This window comes from Novosphingobium sp. HNCC26BN242 (assembly GCF_057180525.1).
On record NZ_JBXUGM010000001.1, the window covers coordinates 366488 to 389759 of the forward strand.

General features: G+C 62.3%; 23 protein-coding genes. 11 read left to right on the top strand and 12 right to left on the bottom strand.

All coding sequences use genetic code 11. The features are described 5' to 3' along the window. Positions 1–41 precede the first annotated feature (41 nt). Together AC2A1F_RS01785 and AC2A1F_RS01790 are read left to right on the top strand one after the other, a co-directional pair. A complete protein-coding gene (locus tag AC2A1F_RS01785) occupies positions 42–2936 on the top strand; it encodes a M16 family metallopeptidase (protein ID WP_484207063.1) in 2895 nt (964 codons plus the stop codon). A gap of 220 nt (positions 2937–3156) precedes the next feature. After that, positions 3157–3738 carry a hypothetical protein gene (locus AC2A1F_RS01790; RefSeq protein ID WP_484207064.1) on the top strand — a complete coding sequence of 194 codons (582 nt, stop codon included), beginning with the start codon at positions 3157–3159 and terminating at the stop codon, positions 3736–3738. Positions 3739–3832: 94 nt separating this feature from the next. On the opposite strand, the gene AC2A1F_RS01795 is transcribed toward AC2A1F_RS01790, so the two are convergent. Genes AC2A1F_RS01795 through AC2A1F_RS01805 form a run of 3 tightly spaced genes read right to left on the bottom strand, consistent with a single transcriptional unit; the run spans position 3833 to position 6635 of the window. Next, positions 3833–4492 (bottom strand): TadE/TadG family type IV pilus assembly protein, encoded by a 660-nt coding sequence (locus tag AC2A1F_RS01795; RefSeq protein WP_484207065.1) that lies wholly within the window; start codon positions 4490–4492, stop codon positions 3833–3835. Continuing rightward, the gene (locus AC2A1F_RS01800) at positions 4489–5073 is read right to left on the bottom strand and encodes a TadE/TadG family type IV pilus assembly protein (RefSeq protein ID WP_484207066.1); all 585 of its coding nucleotides are present in this window, start codon (positions 5071–5073) and stop codon (positions 4489–4491) included. Before AC2A1F_RS01800 ends, AC2A1F_RS01795 begins: the two co-directional genes overlap by 4 nt. After that, a complete protein-coding gene (locus tag AC2A1F_RS01805) occupies positions 5070–6635 on the bottom strand; it encodes a TadE/TadG family type IV pilus assembly protein (protein ID WP_484207067.1) in 1566 nt (521 codons plus the stop codon). Before AC2A1F_RS01805 ends, AC2A1F_RS01800 begins: the two co-directional genes overlap by 4 nt. A gap of 210 nt (positions 6636–6845) precedes the next feature. Here AC2A1F_RS01805 and AC2A1F_RS01810 point away from each other — a divergent pair, with 210 nt between their 5' ends. Further along, on the top strand, positions 6846–8219 hold the full coding sequence (locus tag AC2A1F_RS01810) for a class II 3-deoxy-7-phosphoheptulonate synthase (protein ID WP_484207068.1): 1374 nt from the start codon (positions 6846–6848) through the stop codon (positions 8217–8219). A gap of 220 nt (positions 8220–8439) precedes the next feature. Here AC2A1F_RS01810 and AC2A1F_RS01815 read toward each other — a convergent pair whose 3' ends face one another. The 6 genes from AC2A1F_RS01815 to AC2A1F_RS01840 form a co-directional block, all read right to left on the bottom strand. Then, positions 8440–8823: a reverse transcriptase-like protein gene (locus AC2A1F_RS01815; RefSeq protein ID WP_484207069.1), complete on the bottom strand. Its 384-nt coding sequence runs from the start codon at positions 8821–8823 to the stop codon at positions 8440–8442. Between the two features lie 13 nt (positions 8824–8836). Next, on the bottom strand, positions 8837–9913 hold the full coding sequence (locus tag AC2A1F_RS01820) for a phosphotransferase family protein (RefSeq protein WP_484207070.1): 1077 nt from the start codon (positions 9911–9913) through the stop codon (positions 8837–8839). Then, positions 9910–10998 (bottom strand): Zn-dependent alcohol dehydrogenase, encoded by a 1089-nt coding sequence (locus AC2A1F_RS01825; protein WP_484207071.1) that lies wholly within the window; start codon positions 10996–10998, stop codon positions 9910–9912. The genes AC2A1F_RS01820 and AC2A1F_RS01825 overlap by 4 nt, the downstream gene beginning before the upstream one ends. Positions 10999–11135: 137 nt before the next feature. After that, positions 11136–12428, bottom strand: coding sequence for an acyl-CoA dehydrogenase family protein (locus tag AC2A1F_RS01830; RefSeq protein WP_484207072.1), 1293 nt, complete (start codon positions 12426–12428; stop codon positions 11136–11138). A gap of 82 nt (positions 12429–12510) precedes the next feature. Further along, positions 12511–13938, bottom strand: coding sequence for an MFS transporter (locus tag AC2A1F_RS01835; protein WP_484207073.1), 1428 nt, complete (start codon positions 13936–13938; stop codon positions 12511–12513). Further along, positions 13935–14783: an SDR family NAD(P)-dependent oxidoreductase gene (locus AC2A1F_RS01840; protein WP_484207074.1), complete on the bottom strand. Its 849-nt coding sequence runs from the start codon at positions 14781–14783 to the stop codon at positions 13935–13937. Before AC2A1F_RS01840 ends, AC2A1F_RS01835 begins: the two co-directional genes overlap by 4 nt. Before the next feature lie 194 nt (positions 14784–14977). Between AC2A1F_RS01840 and AC2A1F_RS01845 the strand changes: the two genes are divergently transcribed. The 3 genes from AC2A1F_RS01845 (at position 14978) to AC2A1F_RS01855 (ending at position 18213) form a co-directional block, all read left to right on the top strand. After that, on the top strand, positions 14978–16138 hold the full coding sequence (locus tag AC2A1F_RS01845) for an acyl-CoA dehydrogenase family protein (protein WP_484207075.1): 1161 nt from the start codon (positions 14978–14980) through the stop codon (positions 16136–16138). A gap of 3 nt (positions 16139–16141) precedes the next feature. Continuing rightward, complete coding sequence (locus AC2A1F_RS01850; protein WP_484207076.1) at positions 16142–17281, top strand: acyl-CoA dehydrogenase family protein; 1140 nt, start codon at positions 16142–16144, stop codon at positions 17279–17281. A gap of 128 nt (positions 17282–17409) precedes the next feature. Further along, positions 17410–18213, top strand: coding sequence for an SDR family oxidoreductase (locus AC2A1F_RS01855; RefSeq protein ID WP_484207077.1), 804 nt, complete (start codon positions 17410–17412; stop codon positions 18211–18213). 190 nt (positions 18214–18403) lie between these two features. On the opposite strand, the gene gmk is transcribed toward AC2A1F_RS01855, so the two are convergent. From gmk to AC2A1F_RS01870, 3 genes are read right to left on the bottom strand one after another with little or no spacing between them, the layout of a single operon-like run. Further along, positions 18404–19054: a guanylate kinase gene (gene gmk / locus AC2A1F_RS01860; RefSeq protein ID WP_484207078.1), complete on the bottom strand. Its 651-nt coding sequence runs from the start codon at positions 19052–19054 to the stop codon at positions 18404–18406. 57 nt (positions 19055–19111) lie between these two features. Further along, positions 19112–19504, bottom strand: a complete 393-nt coding sequence (locus AC2A1F_RS01865; protein WP_484207079.1) for a hypothetical protein — start codon at positions 19502–19504, stop codon at positions 19112–19114. A gap of 37 nt (positions 19505–19541) precedes the next feature. Next, entirely contained in the window at positions 19542–20039 is a 498-nt protein-coding gene (locus AC2A1F_RS01870) for an SspB family protein (protein ID WP_484207080.1), read from the bottom strand. 85 nt (positions 20040–20124) lie between these two features. Here AC2A1F_RS01870 and hisB point away from each other — a divergent pair, with 85 nt between their 5' ends. From hisB to AC2A1F_RS01895, 5 genes are all read left to right on the top strand, one after another. Next, on the top strand, positions 20125–20718 hold the full coding sequence (hisB, locus tag AC2A1F_RS01875) for an imidazoleglycerol-phosphate dehydratase HisB (protein WP_484207081.1): 594 nt from the start codon (positions 20125–20127) through the stop codon (positions 20716–20718). After that, a complete protein-coding gene (hisH, locus tag AC2A1F_RS01880) occupies positions 20711–21340 on the top strand; it encodes an imidazole glycerol phosphate synthase subunit HisH (protein ID WP_484207082.1) in 630 nt (209 codons plus the stop codon). Before hisB ends, hisH begins: the two co-directional genes overlap by 8 nt. Before the next feature lie 4 nt (positions 21341–21344). Continuing rightward, positions 21345–22070: a 1-(5-phosphoribosyl)-5-[(5-phosphoribosylamino)methylideneamino]imidazole-4-carboxamide isomerase gene (gene hisA / locus AC2A1F_RS01885; protein WP_484207083.1), complete on the top strand. Its 726-nt coding sequence runs from the start codon at positions 21345–21347 to the stop codon at positions 22068–22070. Between the two features lie 126 nt (positions 22071–22196). Then, positions 22197–22958: an imidazole glycerol phosphate synthase subunit HisF gene (gene hisF, locus AC2A1F_RS01890; protein WP_484207084.1), complete on the top strand. Its 762-nt coding sequence runs from the start codon at positions 22197–22199 to the stop codon at positions 22956–22958. Between the two features lie 101 nt (positions 22959–23059). Beyond that, the gene (locus AC2A1F_RS01895) at positions 23060–23224 is read left to right on the top strand and encodes a hypothetical protein (RefSeq protein ID WP_298174872.1); all 165 of its coding nucleotides are present in this window, start codon (positions 23060–23062) and stop codon (positions 23222–23224) included. Positions 23225–23272 lie beyond the last annotated feature (48 nt).

The window sequence follows — 23272 nt, forward strand, 5'->3', positions numbered from 1 at the left end:
ATTCACTGGTCCTTCATCCGAAGGCTTCCTATAGTCGGGCGATGCAATCTCTTAATCCGCGCGCCCGGCGCCTTGGCCTGTTCCTCTCCCTCCTGCTGGTTTCGACGGCGCCTGTCATTGCACAGGCCCCTGCGAAACCGGCCGCCACCGCCACGAAAGCCGCGGTTCCGTGGCTTTATCAGGGATCGGACGTGCCGCAGGACAAGGCGTGGACCTTTGGCGTCCTGTCCAATGGTCTGCGCTATGCCGTGCGCCACAGCGGGGTGCCGCCAGAGCAGGTCTCGATCCGTGTGCTGGTCGATGCCGGGTCCATGTACGAAACCGATGACCAGCGCGGTTACGCCCACCTTCTCGAACACCTGACCTTCCGCGAATCGAAGTATCTGAAGGAAGGCGAGACGATCCCCACGTGGCAGCGCCTTGGCGCCACTTTCGGCAGCGATACCAACGCCGAAACCAGCCCGACCCAAACCGTTTACAAGCTCGACATTCCACAGGCGGATCCGGCCAAGCTGGATGAAACGTTCCGGCTCCTGTCCGGGATGATCATCGCGCCGATCTTTACCGACCGCGGCGTGAAGACCGAAGTGCCGATCGTGCTGGCTGAAATGCGGGAGCGCACCAGCGCCCAGTCACGCGTGTTGGATGAAACGCGCAACCTGTTCTTCAAGGGTCAGCTGCTGTCCTCGCGCTCTCCCATCGGCACTGTGCCCACACTGGAAGCGGCCAATGGGGCCAAGGTCAAGGCGTTCCACGACAAGTGGTATCGGCCCGACAACACTGTGATCGTGGTCGCAGGCGATGCCGATCCTGCCGCACTGGTTGCGCGGATCGAACAGTGGTTCGGCGGCTGGAAAGTGGCGGGCAGGAAATCGCCACAGCCTGATTTCGGAAAGCCCGTTGCCCCCGCCGGGCTTGATCCGAAAAACCCGGTGGGTGAAGCGCGCGTGATGGTGGAGCCTGACCTGCCGCGCATCGTCAACTGGGCAATCCTGCGGCCATGGAAAAAGGTGAATGATACCGTTGCCTATAACCAGAGCTTGATGATCGGCCGTTTGGGACTGGCGCTGATCAACCGCCGTCTCGAAGGACGCGCGCGGGCAGGGGGCAGCTATCTTGCCGCCTCGGTTGACGAGATGAAGCAAGAGCTTTCGCGCTCCGCCGATGCCACCATCGTCACCGTCACGCCGCTGGGCGAAGACTGGAAAAGCGCCGTCACCGATGTGCGCAGCGTGATCGCCGATGCGCTGGCTACCCCGCCTTCGCAGGAAGAGATTGACCGTGAAGTGGCCGAATTCGAAGTGGCGTTCAAGGTGGGCGTGGAAACGCAATCCACCATCGCCGGATCGCGTGCGGCAGACGATATCGTCAATGCGGTCGATATCCGTGAAACGGTGGCCAATCCCGATACCGTCTATGAAATCTTCCGCAGCACGATCCCGCTGTTCAAACCCGACGCGATATTGAAAAGCACGCGCGAGCTGTTTGCCGGCACGGTGATCCGCCCGATGATGATCACGCCAAAGGCGGGCGAGGCTGATGAAGCCGCGCTGCGCACCGTGCTGACCGCGCCGGTTGAGGCTGCATCAGGCAGCCGCGTTGCGGCCAATTCGATCAAGTTTTCAGATTTGCCGCCAGTCGGCACGCCCGGAACTGTGGCCAGCGCGCGGCCCATCGGCCTTTTGGGCATCGAGCAGATCGAACTGTCCAACGGGGTGAAGGTTCTGCTATGGCCGAACGATGCCGAACCCGGGCGCATCATCCTGAAAGCACGCTTTGGCGGTGGCTATTCTGCGATCAGTCCGCAGAACGCGGTCTATGGCCCCATCGGGCAAGTGGCGCTGATGGATAGCGGCATTGGTGAACTGGGCCGCGATGATCTTGATCGTCTGGCCACGGGGCGCAAGCTGAGCCTTGATTTCAGCATCGATGACACTGCCTTCGTGCTGTCCGCCGATACCCGGCCCGCCGACCTTGCCGATCAGCTCTATCTGATGGCGGCAAAGCTGGCCACGCCGCGGTGGGAGCCCAACCCGGTTCTGCGCGCCAAGGCCGCGGCAAGGCTCCAGTACGAAAGCTACAATTCCGCGCCGATGTCGGTCCTGAACCGCGATCTGAACTGGCTGCTGCGCGATGGCGATCCGCGCTATGCCACGCCCAATCCGGCCGAACTGGAAAAGGTAACACCCGAAGGATTCCGTGCGGCGTGGGAGCCGTTGCTGGCGCAAGGCCCGATCGAAGTGGACATGTTCGGCGATTTCACGCGCGAACAGGCCATCGCCGCGCTGGAAAAGACCTTTGGCGCACTGCCCGCGCGCCCTGCCGTGCAGCAACCGCCGCTGACGCCCACGATCCCTGCCCACAATGCCGAGCCGCTGGTCCTGACCCATCGTGGTGATCCCTCGCAGGCAGCGGCGGTCGTCGCTTGGCCAACCGGTGGTGGGCAGCAGGGCGTGCGCGAAAGCCGCCAGCTCGAAATCCTTGCACAGATCTTCAACAACCGCCTGTTCGATGCGATGCGGGAAAAGGTCGGGGCAAGCTATGCGCCGCAAGTCGGCTCAAGCTGGCCGCTCGATCTGCCCTCGGGCGGTTACCTTTCAGCCATGGTGCAATTGCGCCCCGGCGATTTCGACACGTTCTTCGCCGCGGCTGACAAGATTGCTGCCGACCTTGCCGCAGGTCCGCCCACCGCCGATGAAATCGGCCGCGTGACCGAACCGCTCAAGCAACTGATCACCCGCGCCAGCACCGGCAACGGCTTCTACATGTTCCAACTCGAAGGCGCCGCGAGCGACCCACGCAAGATCGCCGCAATCCGCACGATCCTCAACGATTACAGCCAGACCACGCCTGAGCGGATGCAGGCATTGGCCCAACGCTATCTGGTGAAGGACAAGAGCTGGCGGCTGGAAGTGGTGCCCGAAAAGCAGCCCTGATCGGGTTTGAGTGGTGGGTTGCGGGATGTTGCGGGCTTGATCCGGGTTGCGTCTCAGCCTCTGGTAAAGCGAATGCAGCCGTTCCGGGAACGATCAATTGCTGACATCTTAAGAAAATTGCGGCATTCTGGCATGGATCGGATCGCCACGAGGACCCGGTCAACGCGCGAGGGAGGAGACCCGGTTGGTTCGATGGTTTTTTGCGTTGATGCTGACTGTCATGCCGCTAGCTATCGGTCCTGCGCGCGCCGGGCTGTTCGATCGGCCTGATCCGGAGGTCTATGCGCGTGCCGAAGATCGGGAGCGCGCACGATTGATCCGGACGCCATGCGCGGAGGCGGACAATGGGCGTGGATGCGATCTCGAGAATGGTGTCCTGATTCGGAAATCACCTTGTACCTATCGCATCGACAAGAACACTATCGGATTTTTGCCAACCGACGAATGTTACAAGATGGACGCGCCTCGCCGTTATCGCGGTGTGTGGATTGACGAGTTCGAAGGGCAGAAGTTCATTCCCGAGGGTACAAAGCCTCCCGATTGGCCGGAGAACAGTTTCGGCTCACCGGGATGGCGGGAGCAGTTCGAGCAGGCGCGGCTTTCGACGATCTGGCTGGATGTGAGCCGCACCGAATTTGCCCGGCCATCGCGCCCCGATGCAACCCAGTTTTTCATCGAGTTTGTCGGACGCCAGACGATGTTTCCGGGCGCTTACGGCCACTTTGGAATGTCTGGCCACGAGATAATCGTTGATCAGTTTATCTCGCTACGAGTTTGCCCCATGACCGGCCCTTGCGACTGAACGCAAACGTCAGTTTCCCCCATTTTCTGCCATAAAAGTCACTCTCGAAGTCGGCAAAAAGCTATCGCCCCGGCTGCCCGGCCCCACCCTCTACCTAACAAGCGTTTTTCTTGTCGTTCCCCGTCAGGCCGTTGTCCACGCTGCGGTCGTCGCGGGCGATGACTGCTGCTTCTTCGTGAATCATGATCTTGTCGATAAACAGCGTGCCGAACAGGCCTTTGTATTCGTACCAAACTTCAGCCACCATCACCGCGCCACCGTTGGGTGCCTTGATGGTCTTGCCGCCCATCAGCAGGCCGTTTTTTATGGATGAAAACAGCTCACCGCTGGCATCCGCCTTGCCGCGCTTAGATTTCTGTTTGCCTTTGCCCTTGCATTGCTGCCAGTGGATGTATTGCTTGCCGGTTACTGGGTGGCCCTCAAGGCTGGACAGGATCACCCGGCCATTGTCATCAATATTGGCCGAAGCACCTTCTTCCAGCGCGCCATCGAGCACGGATTCTACATCGCTGCTGCTGATTGTGGGCGTAACGCCGCTATTGTCGGTCTGGCCGATGCGCGATGCGTTGTCGGCCATCGATACCGCCACCTGGCTCACTTCCAGCGCCGTTGCATTCAGCCACGCGATTTCTGCGCCATACATGCCCAGCGTCATAAACAGCGGCATCACCAGCGCAAATTCCATGACCGAGACCGCGTGCGTATCGCCGACAATGTCGGCCAGTGGGCGGATTTGGCGAAAGCGCCGGATCATGCGCAACTCCCTGCAGTCGATCCATAGTCTGTCTGATTGCCAAAGGGCTGGTTCTTCACCACTGCCGTGGCCGTGAGCCTCCGCTGTGACCAGCGCTGCGGCGCGAAGGGCACCTTGAACACCGGGTCGAACCGGGCGGTCACACGGTAAACCACCACATCATTGGCATTGCCCGCATCGTTGGCCTTGCCAATATCTTCGTCCCACTGGCCGTTGCGATTTTCGTCGGTGTAGACTTCGTTGTTGTCGCACCGCGAATTGCCGTTGGCATCGTTCCATTTTTCCGACCGGCCCACGTCGGCAAAATCGTAGTAGCTGGTGCGCTTTGTCTCGATGGTCACTCCGGGCAGGACCGGTCTGATGGCATCGAGCACTGAATCATCGGCCAGCTTTATGTTGCGCGTTTCCGTGGCAGAGGCGCGGGCGGCGCGATGCACCGCGCCAGTCAGCACCGATTTGCCATAGACCATCTGGCCCACGTCCATGATGCCGATCAGGAACACCAGGAACAGCGGCAAAACGATGGCAAATTCCACAATCGTCGCGCCATCGCTGTTACGTATCAGGCCGCGCCGGATCATTTCACCACCCGCAGTTCGCCCACTTGCTTGGCGATATCCTGAAACGCCTGTTCAAGCTGGCTGGCATTCGATGCGGTAAAGGCGCTGTCGGTGGACGCGCATGTCGCAAGCTCTGCGGTCATCCCGGCGGCAAAGGCGATCACCCACAAGCGGATGCCCTTGGCCTTCACCGCTTCACACAGCGCCAGAAAGCGCGAGTTGTGCCGCTGTGCCTGGTTGCTCACGCCATCGTCGGTCACGCGGCGATCATGATACTCCATGCCCCACGATGACTGGATCGACCAGTTGGGCGCCATTTCGCCATCGGTCATGAAAATCAGGTGGCGAGAAACCTCGCCGCCATTGAGCGGGCGTTCGAGCACATTGTCCGACCATATGCCTGTGGGCGACATCAGCCGCGCCCCCCAAATCAGCCCGATATCGTGATAGGTGGCCCCTTCAGGCACGAGTGCGTCGGCATAGGCAGAGAAGGCAGCCCGCTCCATTTCTCCCAAAAGCCGGGCGGGGGACGGGCAGAACGAAAGCGCTTGTTGCCCGGTTGGTGAAGGCAGCGCGTTGTTCATGTAAACATTGCCGCGCGAGTCGGTGAAGGTGCGGATATAGGCGACTTCCGGCCACATCGGTGCCCACCGTGTGGCGTTGGTGCCATCGGGTGCATTGTCGATATCAAGATCGTTTGCCCCTTCCGGTGTAAACCCCGCCTGAGAGGACCACGTGAAGGATTCTTCCGAAACGGTTGATCGCTCCTCGATGCACCCTTTCCAGCGTGAGGAAACGGCGGCACCGTTGGTGCCGGTATTGGTGCTTGCCGTGGCGAAGTTCTTGTATTGGCTGACATCGAATGTCAGCGGGCGATATTCCCATTGACGAAACGATCCGTCGGTCCGGCGGATCGCGCGGCGGGACTGGTAGGTCCAGCTATCAACCAGATAGTCAGGATCGCGGTCGCGGATCAGGGCGCCCACGTTCACGCTGGAACTGTAAGGGACAAAGCCATAACGAATGCGCGCGCTGGTGCCTGATGCGGCAGCCGTTACGGTATCGTAGAAGCTGACCATCGACGCGCGCAGCGCCTGTATGCGCGTCTGCGAACTGCCAGAGAGCGCTGCTGTCATCGATCCGGTGGTGTCGAGCACCATCATGATATCGCTGTTGCCCACTTCCATCGAGGCAGTGCAGGTTGATCGCAGATCAAATCCGGCAAAGCCGAACAATTGCATCATGATCGGCGGCAGTGTGGTCGTCGCCACTGCTTCGATCGTGCTGCCGCGGTCTGCCGTTGTCATTTGGAACGTCGTTTCCCCAGCGTCCTGCTTGTCGGCATTGAAATTGGCATGGAAGTAGTTTTCGCCCTGCGCGGTAGCCGTCGCATCAAGCCCGTTGGAGGTAACGGCACGCCGCCCGGCCAGCACTCCGGCATCGCACGCCGCCTGCAACCGCGTTTGCACCCGCCAGCCACGGCTAATGTCCACCGCGCCGCCAATCAGCGCGGCCACCGCAAAGATCGCCAACGCCGACAACGGCAGAATGTTGCCAGACCGGCAGCCGAAAAGCGCGCTCAAGAAACGGCAAAAGGCGATCATGGGTTGAATGCGGGCGGCCTTATGGTGGATGATCGGGGTTAACCGCCGATCCACCAAAAGTTTCAGTCAGGCCGCTTAAGGGAAACCCCGTAAGACCTGAGCAATTTGCTCGATCACCCTGAACGTAACGCTGCCTTTGCAATTCGCGGTTTGGCGGCGTAAAGGCCTGCCCCTTGAAAGGAAGCACAAGTGGCACAGAACTGGACTGCGGGATCATGGCGCGGATATGAAGGGCGGCATCTGCCGACCTATCCCAACGCGCAAAAGCTGAACGAGGTCGAGCAGACCCTGACGAGCTTTCCGCCGCTGGTCTTTGCGGGCGAAGCGCGCGCGCTGAAGGCCGATCTGGCGCAAGTGGCTGCTGGCAAGGGTTTCCTGCTGCAGGGCGGCGATTGCGCTGAAAGCTTTGCCGAATTCCACCCCAACAACATTCGCGACACGTTCCGCGTGCTGCTGCAGATGGCTGTGGTCCTCACCTTTGCCAGCAAGCAACCGGTGGTGAAGGTCGGCCGGATGGCTGGCCAGTTCGCCAAGCCGCGCTCCTCGCCGGTCGAAACCATCGGCGGCGTTGAATTGCCAAGCTATCTTGGCGACAACATCAACGGCATCGATTTTACCCCGGAATCGCGCATCCCCGATCCTGACCGCATGCTGCGCGCCTACAGCCAGGCAGCGGCCACGCTGAACCTGCTGCGCGCCTTCTCGACCGGCGGCTATGCCAATCTGCGGCAGGTTCACCAGTGGACGCTCGATCACATCGGCAAGAGCCCGTGGGCCACGAAGTTTGCCGAAATGGCGGACAAGATCGGCGAATCGCTGGACTTCATGGAAGCCTGCGGCGTCGATCCCCGTACCGTGCCGCAGCTTCAGGGCACCAGCTTCTACACCAGCCATGAAGCTCTGCTGCTGCCCTATGAAGAGGCGATGACGCGGCAGGATTCGCTGACTGGTGACTGGTACGATACCAGCGCGCACATGCTGTGGATCGGTGACCGTACGCGCTTTGAAGGGTCGGCGCATGTCGAATACTTGCGCGGGGTGCACAATCCCATCGGCATGAAGTGCGGCCCGTCGCTGACGCCGGACGCGCTGCTTAAGATGCTCGATACGCTGAACCCCGCGCGCGAGGCAGGCCGCATCACGCTGATCAGCCGCTTCGGGCATGACAAGGTCGAAGCCGGCCTTGCCCCGCTTGTCCGCGCGGTAAAGCGCGAAGGGCACCCGGTGGTGTGGTCTTGCGATCCGATGCACGGCAACGTGATCAAGGCCGACAACGGCTACAAGACGCGCCCGTTTGACCGCATCCTGACCGAAGTGAAGGGCTTCTTCGCCGTCCACCGCGCCGAAGGCACCCACGCGGGCGGCATCCACATCGAGATGACCGGGCAGGACGTGACCGAATGCACCGGCGGCGCCATCGCGATCACGCAAGAGGGCCTCGCCGACCGCTACCACACCCACTGCGACCCACGCCTAAACGCAGCCCAGTCCATCGAACTGGCGTTCCTGCTGGCCGAAGCATTGAATGCAGAGCGGGCGGAGGCGAAGGCCGAAGCGGCTTGATTTGACCTGAAACTTCGTCATTCCCGCGAAGGTGGGAATCCAGTTCCCACGCTTGCGCGCTGGATTCCCGCCTGCGCGGGAATGACGAAATCAGAGGTTGAACACCAAGTCTCCCCAATCCCGCTCGCCCTGAGCCTGTCGAAGGACGCAGGCGCAGCGCGTGCATTCATCCACCCTTCGACAGGCTCAGGTTGAGCGGAGTTGCGGGGCGGAGGGGGCGTTACCTCGGATGCCGCGCGTTCAGCGCAATCCCGGCAAGGTTCTGCGCCCGCTTGATCCAGCGCACGCGCACAGGCGCACGGCTCGCAGCCAAAGCCTGAAACCGCGCCAGATGCGCCCGATCCGCCCCCGACCGCGCCTTCATGCGCCCATTAGCCTGATCGATCACCGATACGCTGTCCCCGATTAGATCGAACGCCACCGCGCCGCTTGCCAGCGCGCATTCCAGTGCATGAATCAGCGCCAGCCACTCAGCATCACCGTTTGTGCCGTCACCCAGATCATCGCGCACGTGCGCCACACCGCGCAGCACAGCGGCCACCTCGATCCGGCCCGGATTGGGGCGGCAGCCGCCATCGAAATAGACTTTCAGCCGCCGTTCCATCGGGCTGCCCGTATCAGGCCCCAGCCTTCACCGCAAAGCACATCGCCAGTTCGGCCAGCGGCTTCACCCGTTCCGACATCGCCTTGGCATGGGCGCTCGATGCCGTGCCATCAATCACCCGCTTCTTGATCCCCTGAATGATCGCGGCAAGGCGGAAGAAGTTGTAGCCGATATACCAATCAAGGTTCGGCAGCCCCTCGCGCCCGGTCTGCGCGCAATAGCGGGCTACAACCTCGTCCAGTTCGGGAATGCCCAATGCCTTGCGATCAACATCCTGCACGCCTGAACGCCCCGCATTGTCCTGCACCCACGCTGTGCAGAAATAGGTGAAGTCCGCCAGCGGATCGCCCAGTGTCGAAAGCTCCCAATCGAGCACCGCCACCACGCGCGCCTCGGCGGGATGGAAGATCATGTTGTCGATGCGGTAATCGCCGTGGACCACGCTGGTGCGGGTCTGTTCGGGCAAGGTGGCGGGCAGCCATTCGATCAGCCGCTCCATCTCGGGCATCGTTTCGGTCTCGGACAGGTGGTACTGCTTGGTCCAGCGGTCCACCTGCCGCCCGAAATAGTTGCCCGGCTTACCATAATCGCCAAGCCCCGCCGCCTCGACATCCACCGCATGCAACGCCGCCAGCGTATCGACCATCGCGTCGTACGTGGCGCGGCGGAACTCGGGCGTCGCGCCCGGCATCGCCCCGTCCCAGATCGTGCGCCCATCGACGCAGCCCATCACATAGAACCACGATCCGATCACGCTCTCGTCGGTGCACAGCCCATATTGCCGCGCCACCGGAAAGCCGGCGCCATGCAGCCCCGCTTGCACCTTGTATTCCCGGTCCACTGCATGGGCAGAGGGCAGCAACTTGCCGAAAGGCTTGCGCCGCAGCACATAAGGGCCGGACGGGCTTTCGATCTTGTAGGTCGGGTTCGATTGCCCGCCCTTGAACTTCGAAACCGTCAGCGGCCCCGCAAAACCCTCGACATGTTCCTCGAACCAGCGGGTCAGCGCCGCTTCGTCCAGCTTGTCCGCTCCCTCGGGCGTTACCGTCCCGGTGAAGGCCGTTTGGGCATCCATCGGAGCCTCGCTCATTGGTCGAACACGATCACCGAACGGGCGGAATGGCCCTGCTTCATCTTTTCGAACCCATCGTTGATGGCCGAAAGCGGAATGCGCTCGGCAATGATCGTGTCGAGATCGAGCAGCCCGCGCATGTAGAAATCCACCAGACGCGGCAGGTCCACCGGGAAGCGGTTCTGCCCCATTACCGCGCCCTGCAGCTTCTTGTCCGAAAGCAGGTCCATCGCCGAAAGGCCTACCTTGTGGGCCAGCGGCATCATGCCAAGGATCGTCGCCGTGCCGCCACGCCGCAGTGTTGCCACGGCCAGATCGCCCGATGCCGGACGGCCTACGGCTTCGATGGCGTGATGCACACCGCCCTTGGTCATTTCCACGATCTGTGCGGCGGAATCCGGCCCTGCATCCATCACATCCGTCGCGCCCAGTTTCATGGCCAGTTCGCGCTTTTCGGCGATCGGATCGACCGCAATGATCCGGCCAGCTCCTGCAATCTTTGCCGCGTTGATCGTGGCAAGGCCCACCCCGCCGCAGCCGACCACGCAAATCGTCTCGCCCGGCACCAGCTTGGCCGCGTTGAACACTGCGCCCGCGCCGGTCGTCACCGCGCAGCCGATCACGGCGGCGCGGTCCAGCGGCATGTCGGGATTGATCGCCACACACGCGTGTTCATGCACCAGCATCTGCTCGGCAAAGGCCGAAAGGTTGAGCATCTGGTTGACCGTACTGCCATCATCGCTGCGCGTCAGGCGCGGGGGCTGGCCCGCCCCGCGCCGCGTTTCTGCTCCAAGGCACAATGCCATGCGCCCGGTCACGCAATATTCGCAGTGCCCGCAGAACGCCGAAAGGCAGGTGACAACCGCGTCCCCCACTTTCACCGTGCGCACTTCGCTGCCCACCGCTTCAACAATGCCTGCAGCCTCATGCCCCGGCACGGCTGGCACGGGGTGCGGATAGGCTCCATCGATGAAGTGCAAGTCCGAATGGCACAGCCCGCAGGCGGCGGTGCGGATCAGCACTTCATGCGGGCCGGGCTTGGAGACTGTCAGATCATGGATCTCAAGCGGACTACCCGGTGCGACAAGGACGGCAGCTTTCATGCGACAACTCCAGAAACAGGATGAACCATCAAAGTAATGTGCGCCCCCGCGAAGGCGGGGGCCTCGGTGTTGTTACTGACCCGTGGCGTAAATGGCCTGAGGCCCCCGCCTTCGCGGGGGCGCGCCAGTGCTGATTGTTATCTAGCCACCCCCACATCACCCGAACTGAACCCGCGATCCCCGCTCGGCATATCCGCATGACGCGCAAACTCAATCCGCGCGATGGACCGCGCATGCACTTCATCCGGCCCATCGGCCAGCCGCAGCGTGCGCTGGTGAGCGTAAGCTTCGGCCAACCCGAAGTCCTCCGAAACACCACCGCCGCCGTGCGCCTGTATCGCATCGTCGATAATGCGTAGCGCCATCTGAGGGGCCTGCACTTTGATCATGGCGATTTCCAGCGCAGCAGCCTTGTTGCCCACGGTGTCCATCATGTCCGCCGCTTTCAGGCACAACAGGCGCGTCATCTCGATGTCGATGCGGGCCTGCGCGATGCGCCATTCCCACACCGATTGTTCGGACACGCGCTTGCCGAAGGCCACGCGCGATTGCAGCCGCTTGGCCATCTTGGCCAGCGCTTCTTCGGCCACGCCGATGGTGCGCATGCAGTGGTGGATGCGGCCCGGCCCGAGGCGTCCTTGCGCAATCTCGAACCCGCGCCCTTCGCCCAGCAGAATGTTCGATACGGGCACGCGCACGTCGTTCATCACCACTTCCATGTGGCCATGCGGCGCATCGTCATAGCCGAACACCGGCAGGTGGCGCACGATCTCCACGCCCGGCGCATCGAGCGGCATCAGCACCATCGATTGCTGCTGGTGGCGCTTGGCCTCGAAATCGGTCTTGCCCATCACGATGGCAATCTTGCAGCGCGGATCGCCCACGCCCGATGACCACCACTTGCGGCCATTGATCACGTAGCTATCGCCATCACGGCGGATCGAGGTTTCGATATTGGTCGCATCAGACGATGCCACCGCCGGTTCGGTCATCAGAAACGCCGATCGGATTTCGCCGTTCATCAGCGGTCGCAGCCACTGCTCCTTATGCTCCAGCGTGCCATAACGGTGGAACACTTCCATGTTGCCGGTATCGGGCGCTGAACAGTTGAACACTTCGCTGGCCCAGCCGATGCGGCCCATTTCCTCGGCACACAGCGCATATTCAAGGTTGGTAAGGCCCGGACCTTCAAACTCGAACGTCTCTTCAACATGGTGGTGCCCGCCATTGCGCGGGGGCATGAACAGGTTCCAGATGCCGGCAGCCTTGGCCTTGGCCTTTTCCTGCTCAACCGTTTGCAGAACCTTCCAGCGTTCGCCCGTGGCCTGCTCCGCCTTGTAATCCTTGTGGCGCGGGCGGACGTTGTCTTCGATGAACTGGCGGACGCGGTCACGCCAGTACTTCTGGCGGTCGGTCGGTTCGAAATCCATGAGGCCTCTCCTTGTTGCCCGGCACTGTTCAACGGGCCACGTGCGAATTCAAGCGGAAACTTAAGCGTTCGGTTAAGTAGTGCTATGGATGCAGTCCAGATGCATCGGGGTCGGCCCGCGCGACTTGGTCTAACCGGGCTACCCGCGCCGTGTGCGCCGCGCGGTCAATCGGAAACCGGCGCACAATCAATGCCGTAAGGATCGCCAGCACCGCAATGCTCGCCACGTAGGCAAGGCTTAGCCGGTAGGTCACCTCGGGCAAGACCGAATCGGGCGGGGTATTGGCCTCCAGCCCGGCAAAGCTCAGCAGCAGCCCCGCAATGAAAACGCCCAGCCCGCCTGCGCACTTGCTGGCCAGAAACGCCCCAGCCGAAAGCGTACCCTCCGATCTGCGCCCGGTCTGTTCTTCCGAAGCCTCGGTCACATCGGCCACCATCGACCACAATGTCATCGTGCCGGTGACGGTGAACATGTTGGACAACAGCGTTCCGGCAAACATCCCTGCGAAGGCAGTGGTCGTCCCATCAGGAGCCCACAGCCCCTGCCAGCGCAGCAGCAGCGGCCCGGCCCAGAAGACCATGCCCAGCGGTGCCATCCGCACCACCGTGCCCACTTTGCCCCAGCGCTTCTGCGCCGGGCCGACCAGCAGCGACGCGCCGATCACGCTGGCAAACAACAGGAACGGAAACATCTGCAACGCGGTGGACGTGAACTTCCAGATATATAAATAAAGGTAGTTCGACAGTGCAAAGGTTATTCCCTGGGCCGTCAGCGCCGCTGCAATCCCGCCCATCACGATCAGGCAGGCGGGGTGCGAAAAGCTCTCGCGGATGTCCCCCAATGAGGCCAACGCGCCCTTGCCGCCGGTGGCGCGCTCCGGTGGCCAGCCTTTGACCCACTGGTGCTGCCCCACGGCTGAAACCAGCACGCCCACCGCCATCAGCCCTGCGCCAAACAGGCCCAGATTGCGATATCCCTCGCGTGCCAGCATGGCATTGGGCAGGAACACGCCATAGGCCAGCAGCAGCATGATCAGCCCACCACCCCAAGAAAACAGAAACCGGAACCGCGTCAGCCGTGTGCGCTCGTCATAATCGCGGGTAATCTCAGGTATCAGCGCTGCCGAGGGCACCTCGCACATCGCCACCAGCGCGCGCACCATGATCGCCGATCCCAGCAGCACCCAGAAGTTTGGCTCGCCCACCGGGGACCAGAGGAACACCCATGCCAAAGCCAGCGGGATCGGCGCGAGGTAGAGGAAGGGCAGTCGTCGCCCCCATGCCGTACGCGTCCGGTCGCTGAAATGGCCCACCACCGGATCGATCAGCCCGTCGAACACCAGCGCAATCAACAGCGCCAGGCTCACCAGCCGCGCATCCATGCCCAGCACTTGATTGTAGAACAGCAGCAGAAACGTGGCGAAGCCGCTGTCCTTCACGCCATAGGCCACGCTGCCCAGCCCGTTGAACAGGGCGAGGCGGGTGGGAACCTTGCCCGCGATGGGCGTCATGCGTTTTTCGCGCCATCCGCCATTTGTTGCAGCGCGTCGAACAGGCCGGGCATGGCGGGGTCCCAGCTGTGCCGTGGCCCAATGGTAATGCCACCATCCACGATCAGCGACGTGCCCGTGACGAAACTCGCCGCCTCGCTCGCCAGAAACAGCACGGCCTGCGCAATGTCATCGGCCTGCCCACCGCGCGCCACTGGCTGCGCGCTTTGCGACATCATGGCGATGGCCCCTTTGGCCTGCACTTCCAGTTCGTCGGGCATGTCCAGCGAACTGGTGAAAATGTTGGTGTTGATAAAGCCCGGCTGCACCGCGTTCACGCGGATCTGGTGCTTGGCAAGGTCCGCCGCCGCCACCTTGGTCAGATGCAGCACGCCCGCCTTGGCCACGGCATAAGCGGTGGGCGAATAGCCCGGGCCGACAGCGGCCACGCTCGATGTGTTGACAAACGATGCGCCTTTGCGCCCGATCATATGCGGCACGGCATAACGGATGCCGAACGCGACCGAGCGCAGCAGCAAGTCCATCGTCCGGTCCCAGCCCTCGGGCTCGATCTCGTCAATCGGGGCGCGATCCCCGCCAGCACCGGCATTGTTGAACACGCAGTCGATGCCACCGGTCTCTGCAGCGGCCCGGTCCATCAGCGCCTTGATGTCCTCGCACTGCGTCACATCGCAACGCGCGGTCACCACCTTGCCGTTCGAAGCGCTGGCCGTCTCTGCCAGCCCCACTTCATCGATATCGGCGGCGTAAACAATCGCCCCTTCGGTGGCAAAAGCGATGGCCGCTGCGCGCCCAATACCCGAAGCCGCGCCGGTCACGACGACCGTCTTCCCGTTGAATCGCATCCCACTCTCCAGCGAAATCATTATCGTTTTACGTTTGCGTCAGCTTAGGCGCGAAAGGTGCCGCGTCAATGCTTCACCACTTGACGCTACGGCATGCTTGGCTTGCCCCAAAGCGCAGGCAACGCCCCGAAATTCGGCGCTTGCCAGCAAGGCGCGACTCGCCTTAACCTGTCGATTAAGAGAGGAGTACAACCATGTCTGACCATGATGCTTTCCGCGCAGAAATCCGCGCTTGGCTTGAAGAAAACTGCCCCGCAGAAATGCGTGAGCCTGCTCGCGACGAAGCCGACGTCTGCTGGGGCGGCCGCAACTTCCAGTTCAAGAACGAGGCCCAGAAGACGTGGCTCGAACGCTGCGTGGCCAAGGGCTACACCGTGCCCGATTGGCCGCAGGCTTATGGCGGCGCAGGCATGTCTCCGGCCCAGGCCAAGATCTGGCGCGAGGAAGGCGCCCGCATCGGCGCGCGCCCGCCGCTGTCCAGCTTCGGCATCTGGATGCTCGGCCCCGCGCTGCTGAAGTTCGGCACCGAAGAGCAGAAGGTCCACTACCTCGGCCAGATCGCGCGCGGTGAAATCCGCTGGTGCCAGGGCTATTCCGAACCCGGCTCAGGCTCGGACCTCGTGTCCCTGCAGACCTTCGGCGAAGACAAGGGCGATCACTGGGTCGTCAACGGCCAGAAAATCTGGACGTCCTATGCCGACAAGGCCGACTGGATTTTCTGCCTCGTCCGCACCGACAAGGCGAACAAGTATCAGGGCATCAGCTTCCTGCTGTTCGACATGACCACACCCGGCGTCACCACCAAGCCGATCAAGCTGATCAGCGGCAATTCGCCCTTCTGCGAAACCTTCTTCGACAATGTGGTCGTGCCCAAGCACCAGATCGTGGGTGAACTAAATCGCGGCTGGGACGTTGCAAAATACCTGCTCGGCCATGAGCGCGAGATGATCTCGGGCGCAGGCGGCGGGGATCGGCTCAACGCCATCGGCGCGGTCGTTGCGCGCAACGGATTGGAAGACCCGATCCTGCGCGCCGAACTCGCCCAGTTCGATGTCGATGCGCTGGCCTATGCCTGCATGGGCGAAAAGTTCCTCGACGAAGCAAAGGTCGGCAAGGCGCACCCCGCGCAACCGAACATGATGAAGTATGTCGGCACTGAATTGAACAAGCGCCGCCACGAATTGCTGATGGCCGCAGGCGGCGCCACTGCGCTCGAATGGGATAGCGAGCGCACCAGCGGCGGCACGCCGTCACGCTCATGGCTGCGCACCAAGGCCAACTCGATCGAGGGCGGCACCAGCGAAGTCATGCTGAACGTCGTTGCCAAACGCATTCTCGAACTGCCGGGAGCCTGATCGATGCCCCTGTACCACACCGAAGATCAGGCCATGCTGGCCGATACCGTCACCGGCTTCATGGCCGATGAAGGTGCGATCAAGCAGCAGTTGCGCCACTTCCGCGACATCAATTGCCAGGACGGCTTCGGCCACGCGCTGTGGAAGCAATTTGCCGACATGGGCCTCACTGGCATGCTGGCGGCAGAGGCTGACGGTGGCCTCGCCATGGGCCATGTCGAAGCCGGGATCGTGCTGCGCGAAATCGGCCGCAACCTCACACCATCGCCGTTCCTGACCACCTCGGTCATGGGCGTTACTGCGCTTTCCGGCGGATCAGATGACCTGCGCGGCCGCTGGCTTCCCGGCGTACTCGCAGGCGATAGCGTGCTGGCTTTGGCCATCGACGAAGGCCCCAAGCATCGCCCCGAACGCATTGCCTGCAAGGCCGAGAAGGCTGGCAACGGCTTCCGTCTGCAGGGCCGCAAGGCTTTCGTAGTCCACGGTGCCTCGGCAGACGCAATCATCGTCGCCGCGCGCACTTCGGGCAGCGATACCGACGCCGATGGCATCACGCTCTTTGCCGTGCCCAAGGATGCGGCAGGCGTCTCCCACGAAAACCTGCGCCTGATTGATAGCGCCATGTCCAGCAACGTCACTTTCGACAACGTCGAACTCGATGGCGATTGCGTGATCGGTGAAGTCGATGGCGGTCGCGCCTTGCTGAACAAGGTCATCAACGCAGGCCGCATCGGCGCTGCGGCAGAACTGACCGGCGTAGGGCAGGGGGCGTTCGACATCACCACCGCCTACCTCAAAACGCGCAAGCAATTCGGCCAGCTGATCGGCGAATTTCAGGCGCTCCAGCACCGCGCCGCGCACCTCTATTCCGAACTCGAAATTGCCGAAGCCGCCGTGATCAAGGCCCAGCAACTGCTCGATGGCGGTTCGGAAAAGGCCGACCTGATGGTCTCGGTCGCCAAGGCCAAGGCCGCCAAGGCGTGCAACCTCTCGGTCCGCGAAGGCGTGCAGATGCACGGCGGCGTGGGTATGACCGACGAATACGACATCGGCCTCTACATGAAGCGCGACCGGTCCTTGGCCGAATTCATGGGCGACCAGTACTACCACGCCGAACGCGTAGCCCAGCTCAGCGGGTATTGATCTGACGAAGCGCGTGATGCTTCGACAAGCTCAGCATGAGCGGGTTCGGGTGCCATCCCTACTCCGCTCGTCCTGAGCCTGTCGAAGGACGCTCGCGCAACGGTCGGAGCCAGCAAGGGAACGAACCAATGGATTTCAGCAAACTCTTCAGCCTCGAAGGCCGCGTCGCGGTCGTCACCGGCGGATCGCGCGGAATCGGCGAGATGATCGCCGAAGGCTTCATCGCCGCCGGATGCGCCCGCGTTTACATCACTGCGCGTAAGGTGTCGGTGGTTGAGGAAACCGCCGCCCGCCTCGGCGAACGCTGCATCGCCATCGCCGGGGACATCTCCAACGTCGCCGGGATCGAACAACTCGCCGCCGATCTCGCCGCGCGTGAGGACAAGATCGATATCCTCGTCAACAACGCAGGCGCCGCATGGGGCGCAGAGTTTGAAGACTTCCCCGAAGTGGGCTGGGACAAGGTCATGGACCTCAACGTCAAGACCCCGTTCTTCCTCACGCAAAAGCTGCATGATTTGCTCAAGGCCGCAGCCAGCACGGGCCAGCCCGCCAAAGTCATCAACATCGCCTCGATCGATGGCTTGCGGATCAACCCGTGGGAAACCTACAGCTATCAGGCCTCAAAGGCGGCGCTGGTCCACCTGACCAAGCGCATGGCTGCGCGCCTGATCCGCGATAACATCGTGGTCAGTTGCATCTGCCCCGGTGCGTTCCCGTCAGAAATGAACAAAGCCGCTGCGCGCAACCCCGAAGCCTCATCAAAGGGCATCCCGTCAAAGCGTGTGGGCACCATTGAAGACATGGCTGGCGGCGCAATCTTCCTCGCCAGCCGCGCAGGCGATTACGTGGTCGGCACCCCGCTCCCCATCGATGGCGGCATCGTCAACGGCTGGATGCCGGAAAACGCAATTGATCCTAGCGGGCATTGACCCACGAATAGCGCTGCATCCTATACCCGTTCGTGTCGAGGGGCTCGACCCGAACGGAATATTTTGATTCTCCAAAAAATTCTGCCCCCCCGCGAAGGCGGGGGCCTCGGTGTTGTTACGGAAGTTCAGTGGAAAAGGCCTGAGGTCCCCGCCTTCGCGGGGACGCACCTCTCGTTAGGCGCAATACAAGCTACCCTCGCATCAACCCACGCACAAAATCAATCAGCCCAGTTTGCCGCGTGCGCTTCATCCGCTCTGCCGCCAGAATCTCGCGCACTTTGTCGAAACAGCCCTCGACCTCGTCGTTGATCACGACGTAGTCATACCCGTCCCAGTGGCTGATCTCGGCTTGCGCGCGGGCCATACGGGCGGCGATCACTTCCGCGCTATCCGTGCCACGCCCCGTCAGGCGGCGGTGTAGTTCCTCAAGGCTGGGCGGAAGAATGAACACGCGCACCACATCGGCCTGCGCTTTTTGGTAAAGCTGCTGCGTGCCCTGCCAGTCGATATCGAACAGGACGTCGCCGCCCGCTTTCAACCGGTCGCGGATGCGGCCCTTGGGCGTGCCATAGCAATTGCCGAAGACGACTGCCCATTCATAGAACTCGCCTTCATCGACCATGCGGTCGAACTCGGGCTTTTCGACGAACCAGTAATCTTTGCCATCAACTTCACCCTCGCGCATCGGGCGCGTGGTGACCGAAACCGACGCTGCAATTTCATCGTCCTGCTCAAGCAGTTTGCGCGCGATGGTGGTCTTCCCTGCGCCCGAAGGCGACGAAAGAATGAACATCAGGCCCCGACGGTGCAGGGTATCGTCATCGTGAGACTCGTGAACCATGCGCGCTAGTGGCGTATTGGTTCCTGCCCGGTCAAGTCTCGAACTTTCAAGAGCGGATCAATCCTTCTTTCCCCGCTCTGCCTGTTCCTCGATCGCCTCAGTCCCGACCACTTCAGCCTTGCGCGCACGATTGCGGTCATACAGCGATTTGGCCACCAGACCGCCGCCAACGACGATTGCACCGGGAACGGAGCTTATGGCGACCCGGGCCAATGCGGTCCCTACCAACGTCTGGATCATCGTCCGGCCTTTGATGATCCGTCCTGCCTTCTTCGCACCCAGCGAGGTGCCGATAAGCCCTTTTTCCACGCCACGCCGCAGCAGGACGCTTCCGGCGCGCAGCGCGATATCGGCCAAAATCAGGTTGGTCATCGGGTTGGGGCTGGGGCCAGCGACTTTGGCCGAAACTGGCTTGGCTGCCGCAATCACTTTTTTGCCACTCTTCGCCATGCCCTTGCCTTTACGTTGGCGGCACGCCGGGTGCCCCTTACTTCTTCTTGCCGAAATCCACGGTGACGACATTCGATCCGTCGTCGGCACGCTCAACGGCAGTCTTGTCGGCTTGTTCCGGCGAATCGTTTTCGGCAGGCTCCACCGGCTCGGCCTCATCGTCCACCACAGCCTGGAACTGCAGGCCGAAATCGACTGCCGGATCGACAAAGGCGGTGATCGCAGAGAATGGAATCACCAGTGTCGACGGGATCTGGTTGAACGAAAGGCCCACACTGAACAGGTCTGGCTCCACGCGCAAATCCCAGAACTTGTTCTGCAGCACGATGGTCATTTCGTCGGGGAACCGTTCCCGCAAACGCTGCGGAATGTCCACGCCGGGGGCACCGGTCTTGAACGTGATGTAGAAATGGTGCGTGCCCGGCAGCATCCCGCCGCCTGCCGCCACTTGCCCCAGAACCCGGCCGACAACAGCGCGCAGCGCCTCCTGCACGATTTCGTCGTAGGGGATCAGACTGTCAGGTGCATCGCTCATGCCGCCACACCTGACCGCACAGGCCGCGTGGGTCAAGGGGTGACGGACATTGATTCTCAAGAAGAGGGGCGTATAGGCGCATCCCATGCGCACCGGATCAATCACCCGCAAGACCGAGGAAACCGACATTGCCGTGTCGGTAAACCTCGATGGCACCGGCACCTACAAGGTGGAGACCGGCATCGGCTTTCTCGATCACATGATCGAACAGTTCAGCCGCCACTCGCTGATCGATGTGGAATGCCGCGTTAAGGGTGATCTGCACGTGGATCAGCACCACACAACCGAAGACAGCGCCATCGCGCTGGGTCAGGCGATTGCGCAGGCGCTGGGCGACAAGAAGGGCATCACCCGCTACGGCCACACCTATTCGCCAATGGACGAGGCCCTGTGCCGCGTCGCGCTCGACATTTCGGGCCGCCCGGTGCTGATCTGGAAGGCTGCGTTCACGCAAGCCCGCCTGGGCGAGATGGACACCGAACTGTTCGAACACTGGTTCGCCTCGATCAGCCAAGCCGCCGGGATCACGCTGCACATCGAAAGCCTCTACGGCTCGAACAACCACCACATCATCGAAGGCATCTACAAGGGCTTCGCCCGCGCGATGCGCCAAGCCATCGCAATCGATCCGCGCAAGGCCGACGCGGTCCCCTCCACCAAGGGCATCCTCGGTGGCTGAGACCCTCGCGCTGGTCGATTACGGCGCGGGCAACATCCGCTCGGTCGAAAACGCGCTGAAGGCGGCAGGTGCGCAGGGCGTTGTCGTGACCGCCGATCCCAGTGTTGTTCGCGCCGCAGATCGGATCGTTCTGCCCGGCGTTGGTGCGTTCAAGGCCTGCGTAGGTGCGCTTAGAGGCGTTTCAGGATTGGTCGAGGCGATGGAGGAGCGCGTGCTGGTTGGCGGCGCACCGTTCCTTGGAATTTGTGTGGGAATGCAACTGCTTGCTGATCGCGGCGTGGAGCATGGCGTGACCGATGGCCTCGGCTGGATCGGCGGCGAAGTGCGCGCGATCGAACCGGCGGACCCCACCATCAAAGTGCCGCACATGGGTTGGAATGACGTTGCCCCCATGCCCCACAAAGGCGGCGCGGAACTGCTCGACGCGGGCGAGGCCTACTTCCTCCACTCCTACCACTTCGTAGTCGAAGAGGGCGCAGACGTGGCGGCGATGAGCGATCATGGCGGCGGCATTGTCGCCGCCGTGGCGCGCGACAACATCCTCGGCGTGCAGTTTCACCCGGAAAAGAGCCAGGCCTACGGCCTTGCGCTGCTCGCCCGTTTTCTTGAATGGAAGCCATAAAAATATGATCGTTTTCCCGGCCATTGATCTCAAGGGCGGGCAAGTCGTCCGTCTCGCTGAAGGCGATATGGACCGCGCGACGGTCTATGGAGACAACCCCGCGCATCAGGCCACACTGTTTGCTGAAGCTGGCAGTAAGTTCCTCCACGTCGTTGATCTCGACGGCTCTTTCGCAGGCCGCGCCGAAAACCGCGAGGCGGTGGAAGGCATCCTGAAGGCGTTTCCCGGGCACGTGCAACTGGGCGGCGGCATCCGCACGCGCGACGCGGTGGCGGGGTGGTTCGACCTTGGCGTGAGCCGCGTTGTCATGGGCACCGCTGCGCTGAAAGACCCGCAGTTCGTACGTGACATGGCCAAGGAATTCCCCGGCGGTATCGTCGTGGCAGTCGATGCGCGCGATGGCATGGTGGCGACCGAAGGCTGGGCCGATGTCTCCGACGTCGAAGTGGTCGATCTCGCCCGCCGGTTCGAGGATGCGGGGGTTGCCAGCCTGCTGTTCACTGACATCGGTCGCGATGGCCTGCTCAAGGGCGTGAACCTCGATGCCACGGTTGAACTGGCGCGCCGCGTGGACATTCCGGTGATCGCCAGCGGCGGTGTGAAGGGCATCGATGATATCCGCATGCTGAAGATTCACGAGGTTGACGGGATCGAGGGCGTCATCACTGGCCGCGCCCTATTCGAAGGTCGGCTTGATCTGGCTGCTGCCATTGCGATGGCTGAGGCCTGAAATGGTGCGGGGCATCCTTCGACAAGCTCAGGATGAGCGGGTTTTGGGTAACCCCACCGCAAAAACTCTGCTCATGCTGAGCTTGTCGAAGCATGCCAGCCCCACGCCCTACCGGAGCCAGACAATATGACCGTCCGCGTCCGCGTCATCCCCTGCCTTGATGTGCGCGATGGCCGCGTGGTCAAGGGTGTGAACTTCGTCGATCTGCGCGATGCAGGTGATCCGGTGGAGCAGGCCCGCGCTTATGACAAGGCAGGCGCGGACGAACTGTGCTTCCTCGACATCTCTGCCAGCCACGAAGGGCGCGGGACGCTGCTCGATGTCGTGGCGCGCACCGCAGAGGTCTGCTTCATGCCGCTCACCGTCGGCGGCGGGGTGAGGGCGGTGGAAGATGCCCGCGCTCTTCTGCTGGCCGGGGCCGACAAGGTCGCGGTTAACTCCGCCGCCGTCGCTCGGCCTGAACTGGTGCGCGACATTGCCGAGAAATTCGGCGCGCAATGCGTGGTCGGCTCGGTCGATGCGCGGCGGGTTGCGCCGGGCAAGTGGGAAATCTTCACCCACGGCGGGCGCAAGGCCACCGGCATCGATGCGCTGGCCCACGCGGTGAACCTCGCCACACTGGGCGCGGGCGAATTGCTCGTCACCTCGATGGATGGTGATGGCACGCAAAAGGGCTATGACCTTGAATTGACCCGCGCGATTGCCGACGCCGTGCCGGTGCCGGTCATCGCCAGCGGCGGCGTCGGCTCGCTCGATCATCTGGTGGAAGGCGTGATTATAGGCCATGCCAGCGCGGTGCTGGCGGCTTCGATCTTCCATTTCGGCACGCACTCAATTGCAGAGGCGCACGCCGCCTTGCGCGCTGCGGGGCTGCCCGCGCGGTCTTGAGTCCCAAGATGGGTCATTAACCATCTGTTATAAGGGATTTTACCGAATCAAGGCTTCTGGCAAGGCTGCGGCGTTAACAACCGCAAAGGTCGCTCTTGCTCGTGGTACGTCTGGTCTCTTCCCTTCTCGCATTTGTTGCAACGGCCGCGCCCGCTGCGGCGCAGTCGGGCGGCATTTCCATTCCCGAACCTACTGATGGCGCGCTGTTTGCGCTGGGCGTGGTCGGCCTGATCGTCGGCCGCCAGATCGCCAAGCGGCGGGGCTGAAGCGAACTTCCAGTCTTCGTCATTCCCGCGAAGGCGGGAATCCAGCGC

Bases quoted from the DNA above. Each gene is read 5' to 3' on its own strand.
- AC2A1F_RS01785 (WP_484207063.1), top strand. From the start codon at position 42: ATGCAATCTCTTAATCCGCGCGCCCGGCGCCTTGGCCTGTTCCTCTCC.
- AC2A1F_RS01790 (WP_484207064.1), top strand. From the start codon at position 3,157: ATGCCGCTAGCTATCGGTCCTGCGCGCGCCGGGCTGTTCGATCGGCCT.
- AC2A1F_RS01795 (WP_484207065.1), bottom strand. From the start codon at position 4,492: ATGATCCGGCGCTTTCGCCAAATCCGCCCACTGGCCGACATTGTCGGC.
- AC2A1F_RS01800 (WP_484207066.1), bottom strand. From the start codon at position 5,073: ATGATCCGGCGCGGCCTGATACGTAACAGCGATGGCGCGACGATTGTG.
- AC2A1F_RS01815 (WP_484207069.1), bottom strand. From the start codon at position 8,823: ATGGAACGGCGGCTGAAAGTCTATTTCGATGGCGGCTGCCGCCCCAAT.
- AC2A1F_RS01820 (WP_484207070.1), bottom strand. From the start codon at position 9,913: ATGAGCGAGGCTCCGATGGATGCCCAAACGGCCTTCACCGGGACGGTA.
- AC2A1F_RS01825 (WP_484207071.1), bottom strand. From the start codon at position 10,998: ATGAAAGCTGCCGTCCTTGTCGCACCGGGTAGTCCGCTTGAGATCCAT.
- AC2A1F_RS01830 (WP_484207072.1), bottom strand. From the start codon at position 12,428: ATGGATTTCGAACCGACCGACCGCCAGAAGTACTGGCGTGACCGCGTC.
- AC2A1F_RS01835 (WP_484207073.1), bottom strand. From the start codon at position 13,938: ATGACGCCCATCGCGGGCAAGGTTCCCACCCGCCTCGCCCTGTTCAAC.
- AC2A1F_RS01840 (WP_484207074.1), bottom strand. From the start codon at position 14,783: ATGCGATTCAACGGGAAGACGGTCGTCGTGACCGGCGCGGCTTCGGGT.
- AC2A1F_RS01845 (WP_484207075.1), top strand. From the start codon at position 14,978: ATGTCTGACCATGATGCTTTCCGCGCAGAAATCCGCGCTTGGCTTGAA.
- AC2A1F_RS01850 (WP_484207076.1), top strand. From the start codon at position 16,142: ATGCCCCTGTACCACACCGAAGATCAGGCCATGCTGGCCGATACCGTC.
- AC2A1F_RS01855 (WP_484207077.1), top strand. From the start codon at position 17,410: ATGGATTTCAGCAAACTCTTCAGCCTCGAAGGCCGCGTCGCGGTCGTC.
- gmk (WP_484207078.1), bottom strand. From the start codon at position 19,054: ATGGTTCACGAGTCTCACGATGACGATACCCTGCACCGTCGGGGCCTG.
- AC2A1F_RS01865 (WP_484207079.1), bottom strand. From the start codon at position 19,504: ATGGCGAAGAGTGGCAAAAAAGTGATTGCGGCAGCCAAGCCAGTTTCG.
- AC2A1F_RS01870 (WP_484207080.1), bottom strand. From the start codon at position 20,039: ATGAGCGATGCACCTGACAGTCTGATCCCCTACGACGAAATCGTGCAG.
- hisB (WP_484207081.1), top strand. From the start codon at position 20,125: ATGCGCACCGGATCAATCACCCGCAAGACCGAGGAAACCGACATTGCC.
- hisA (WP_484207083.1), top strand. From the start codon at position 21,345: ATGATCGTTTTCCCGGCCATTGATCTCAAGGGCGGGCAAGTCGTCCGT.
- hisF (WP_484207084.1), top strand. From the start codon at position 22,197: ATGACCGTCCGCGTCCGCGTCATCCCCTGCCTTGATGTGCGCGATGGC.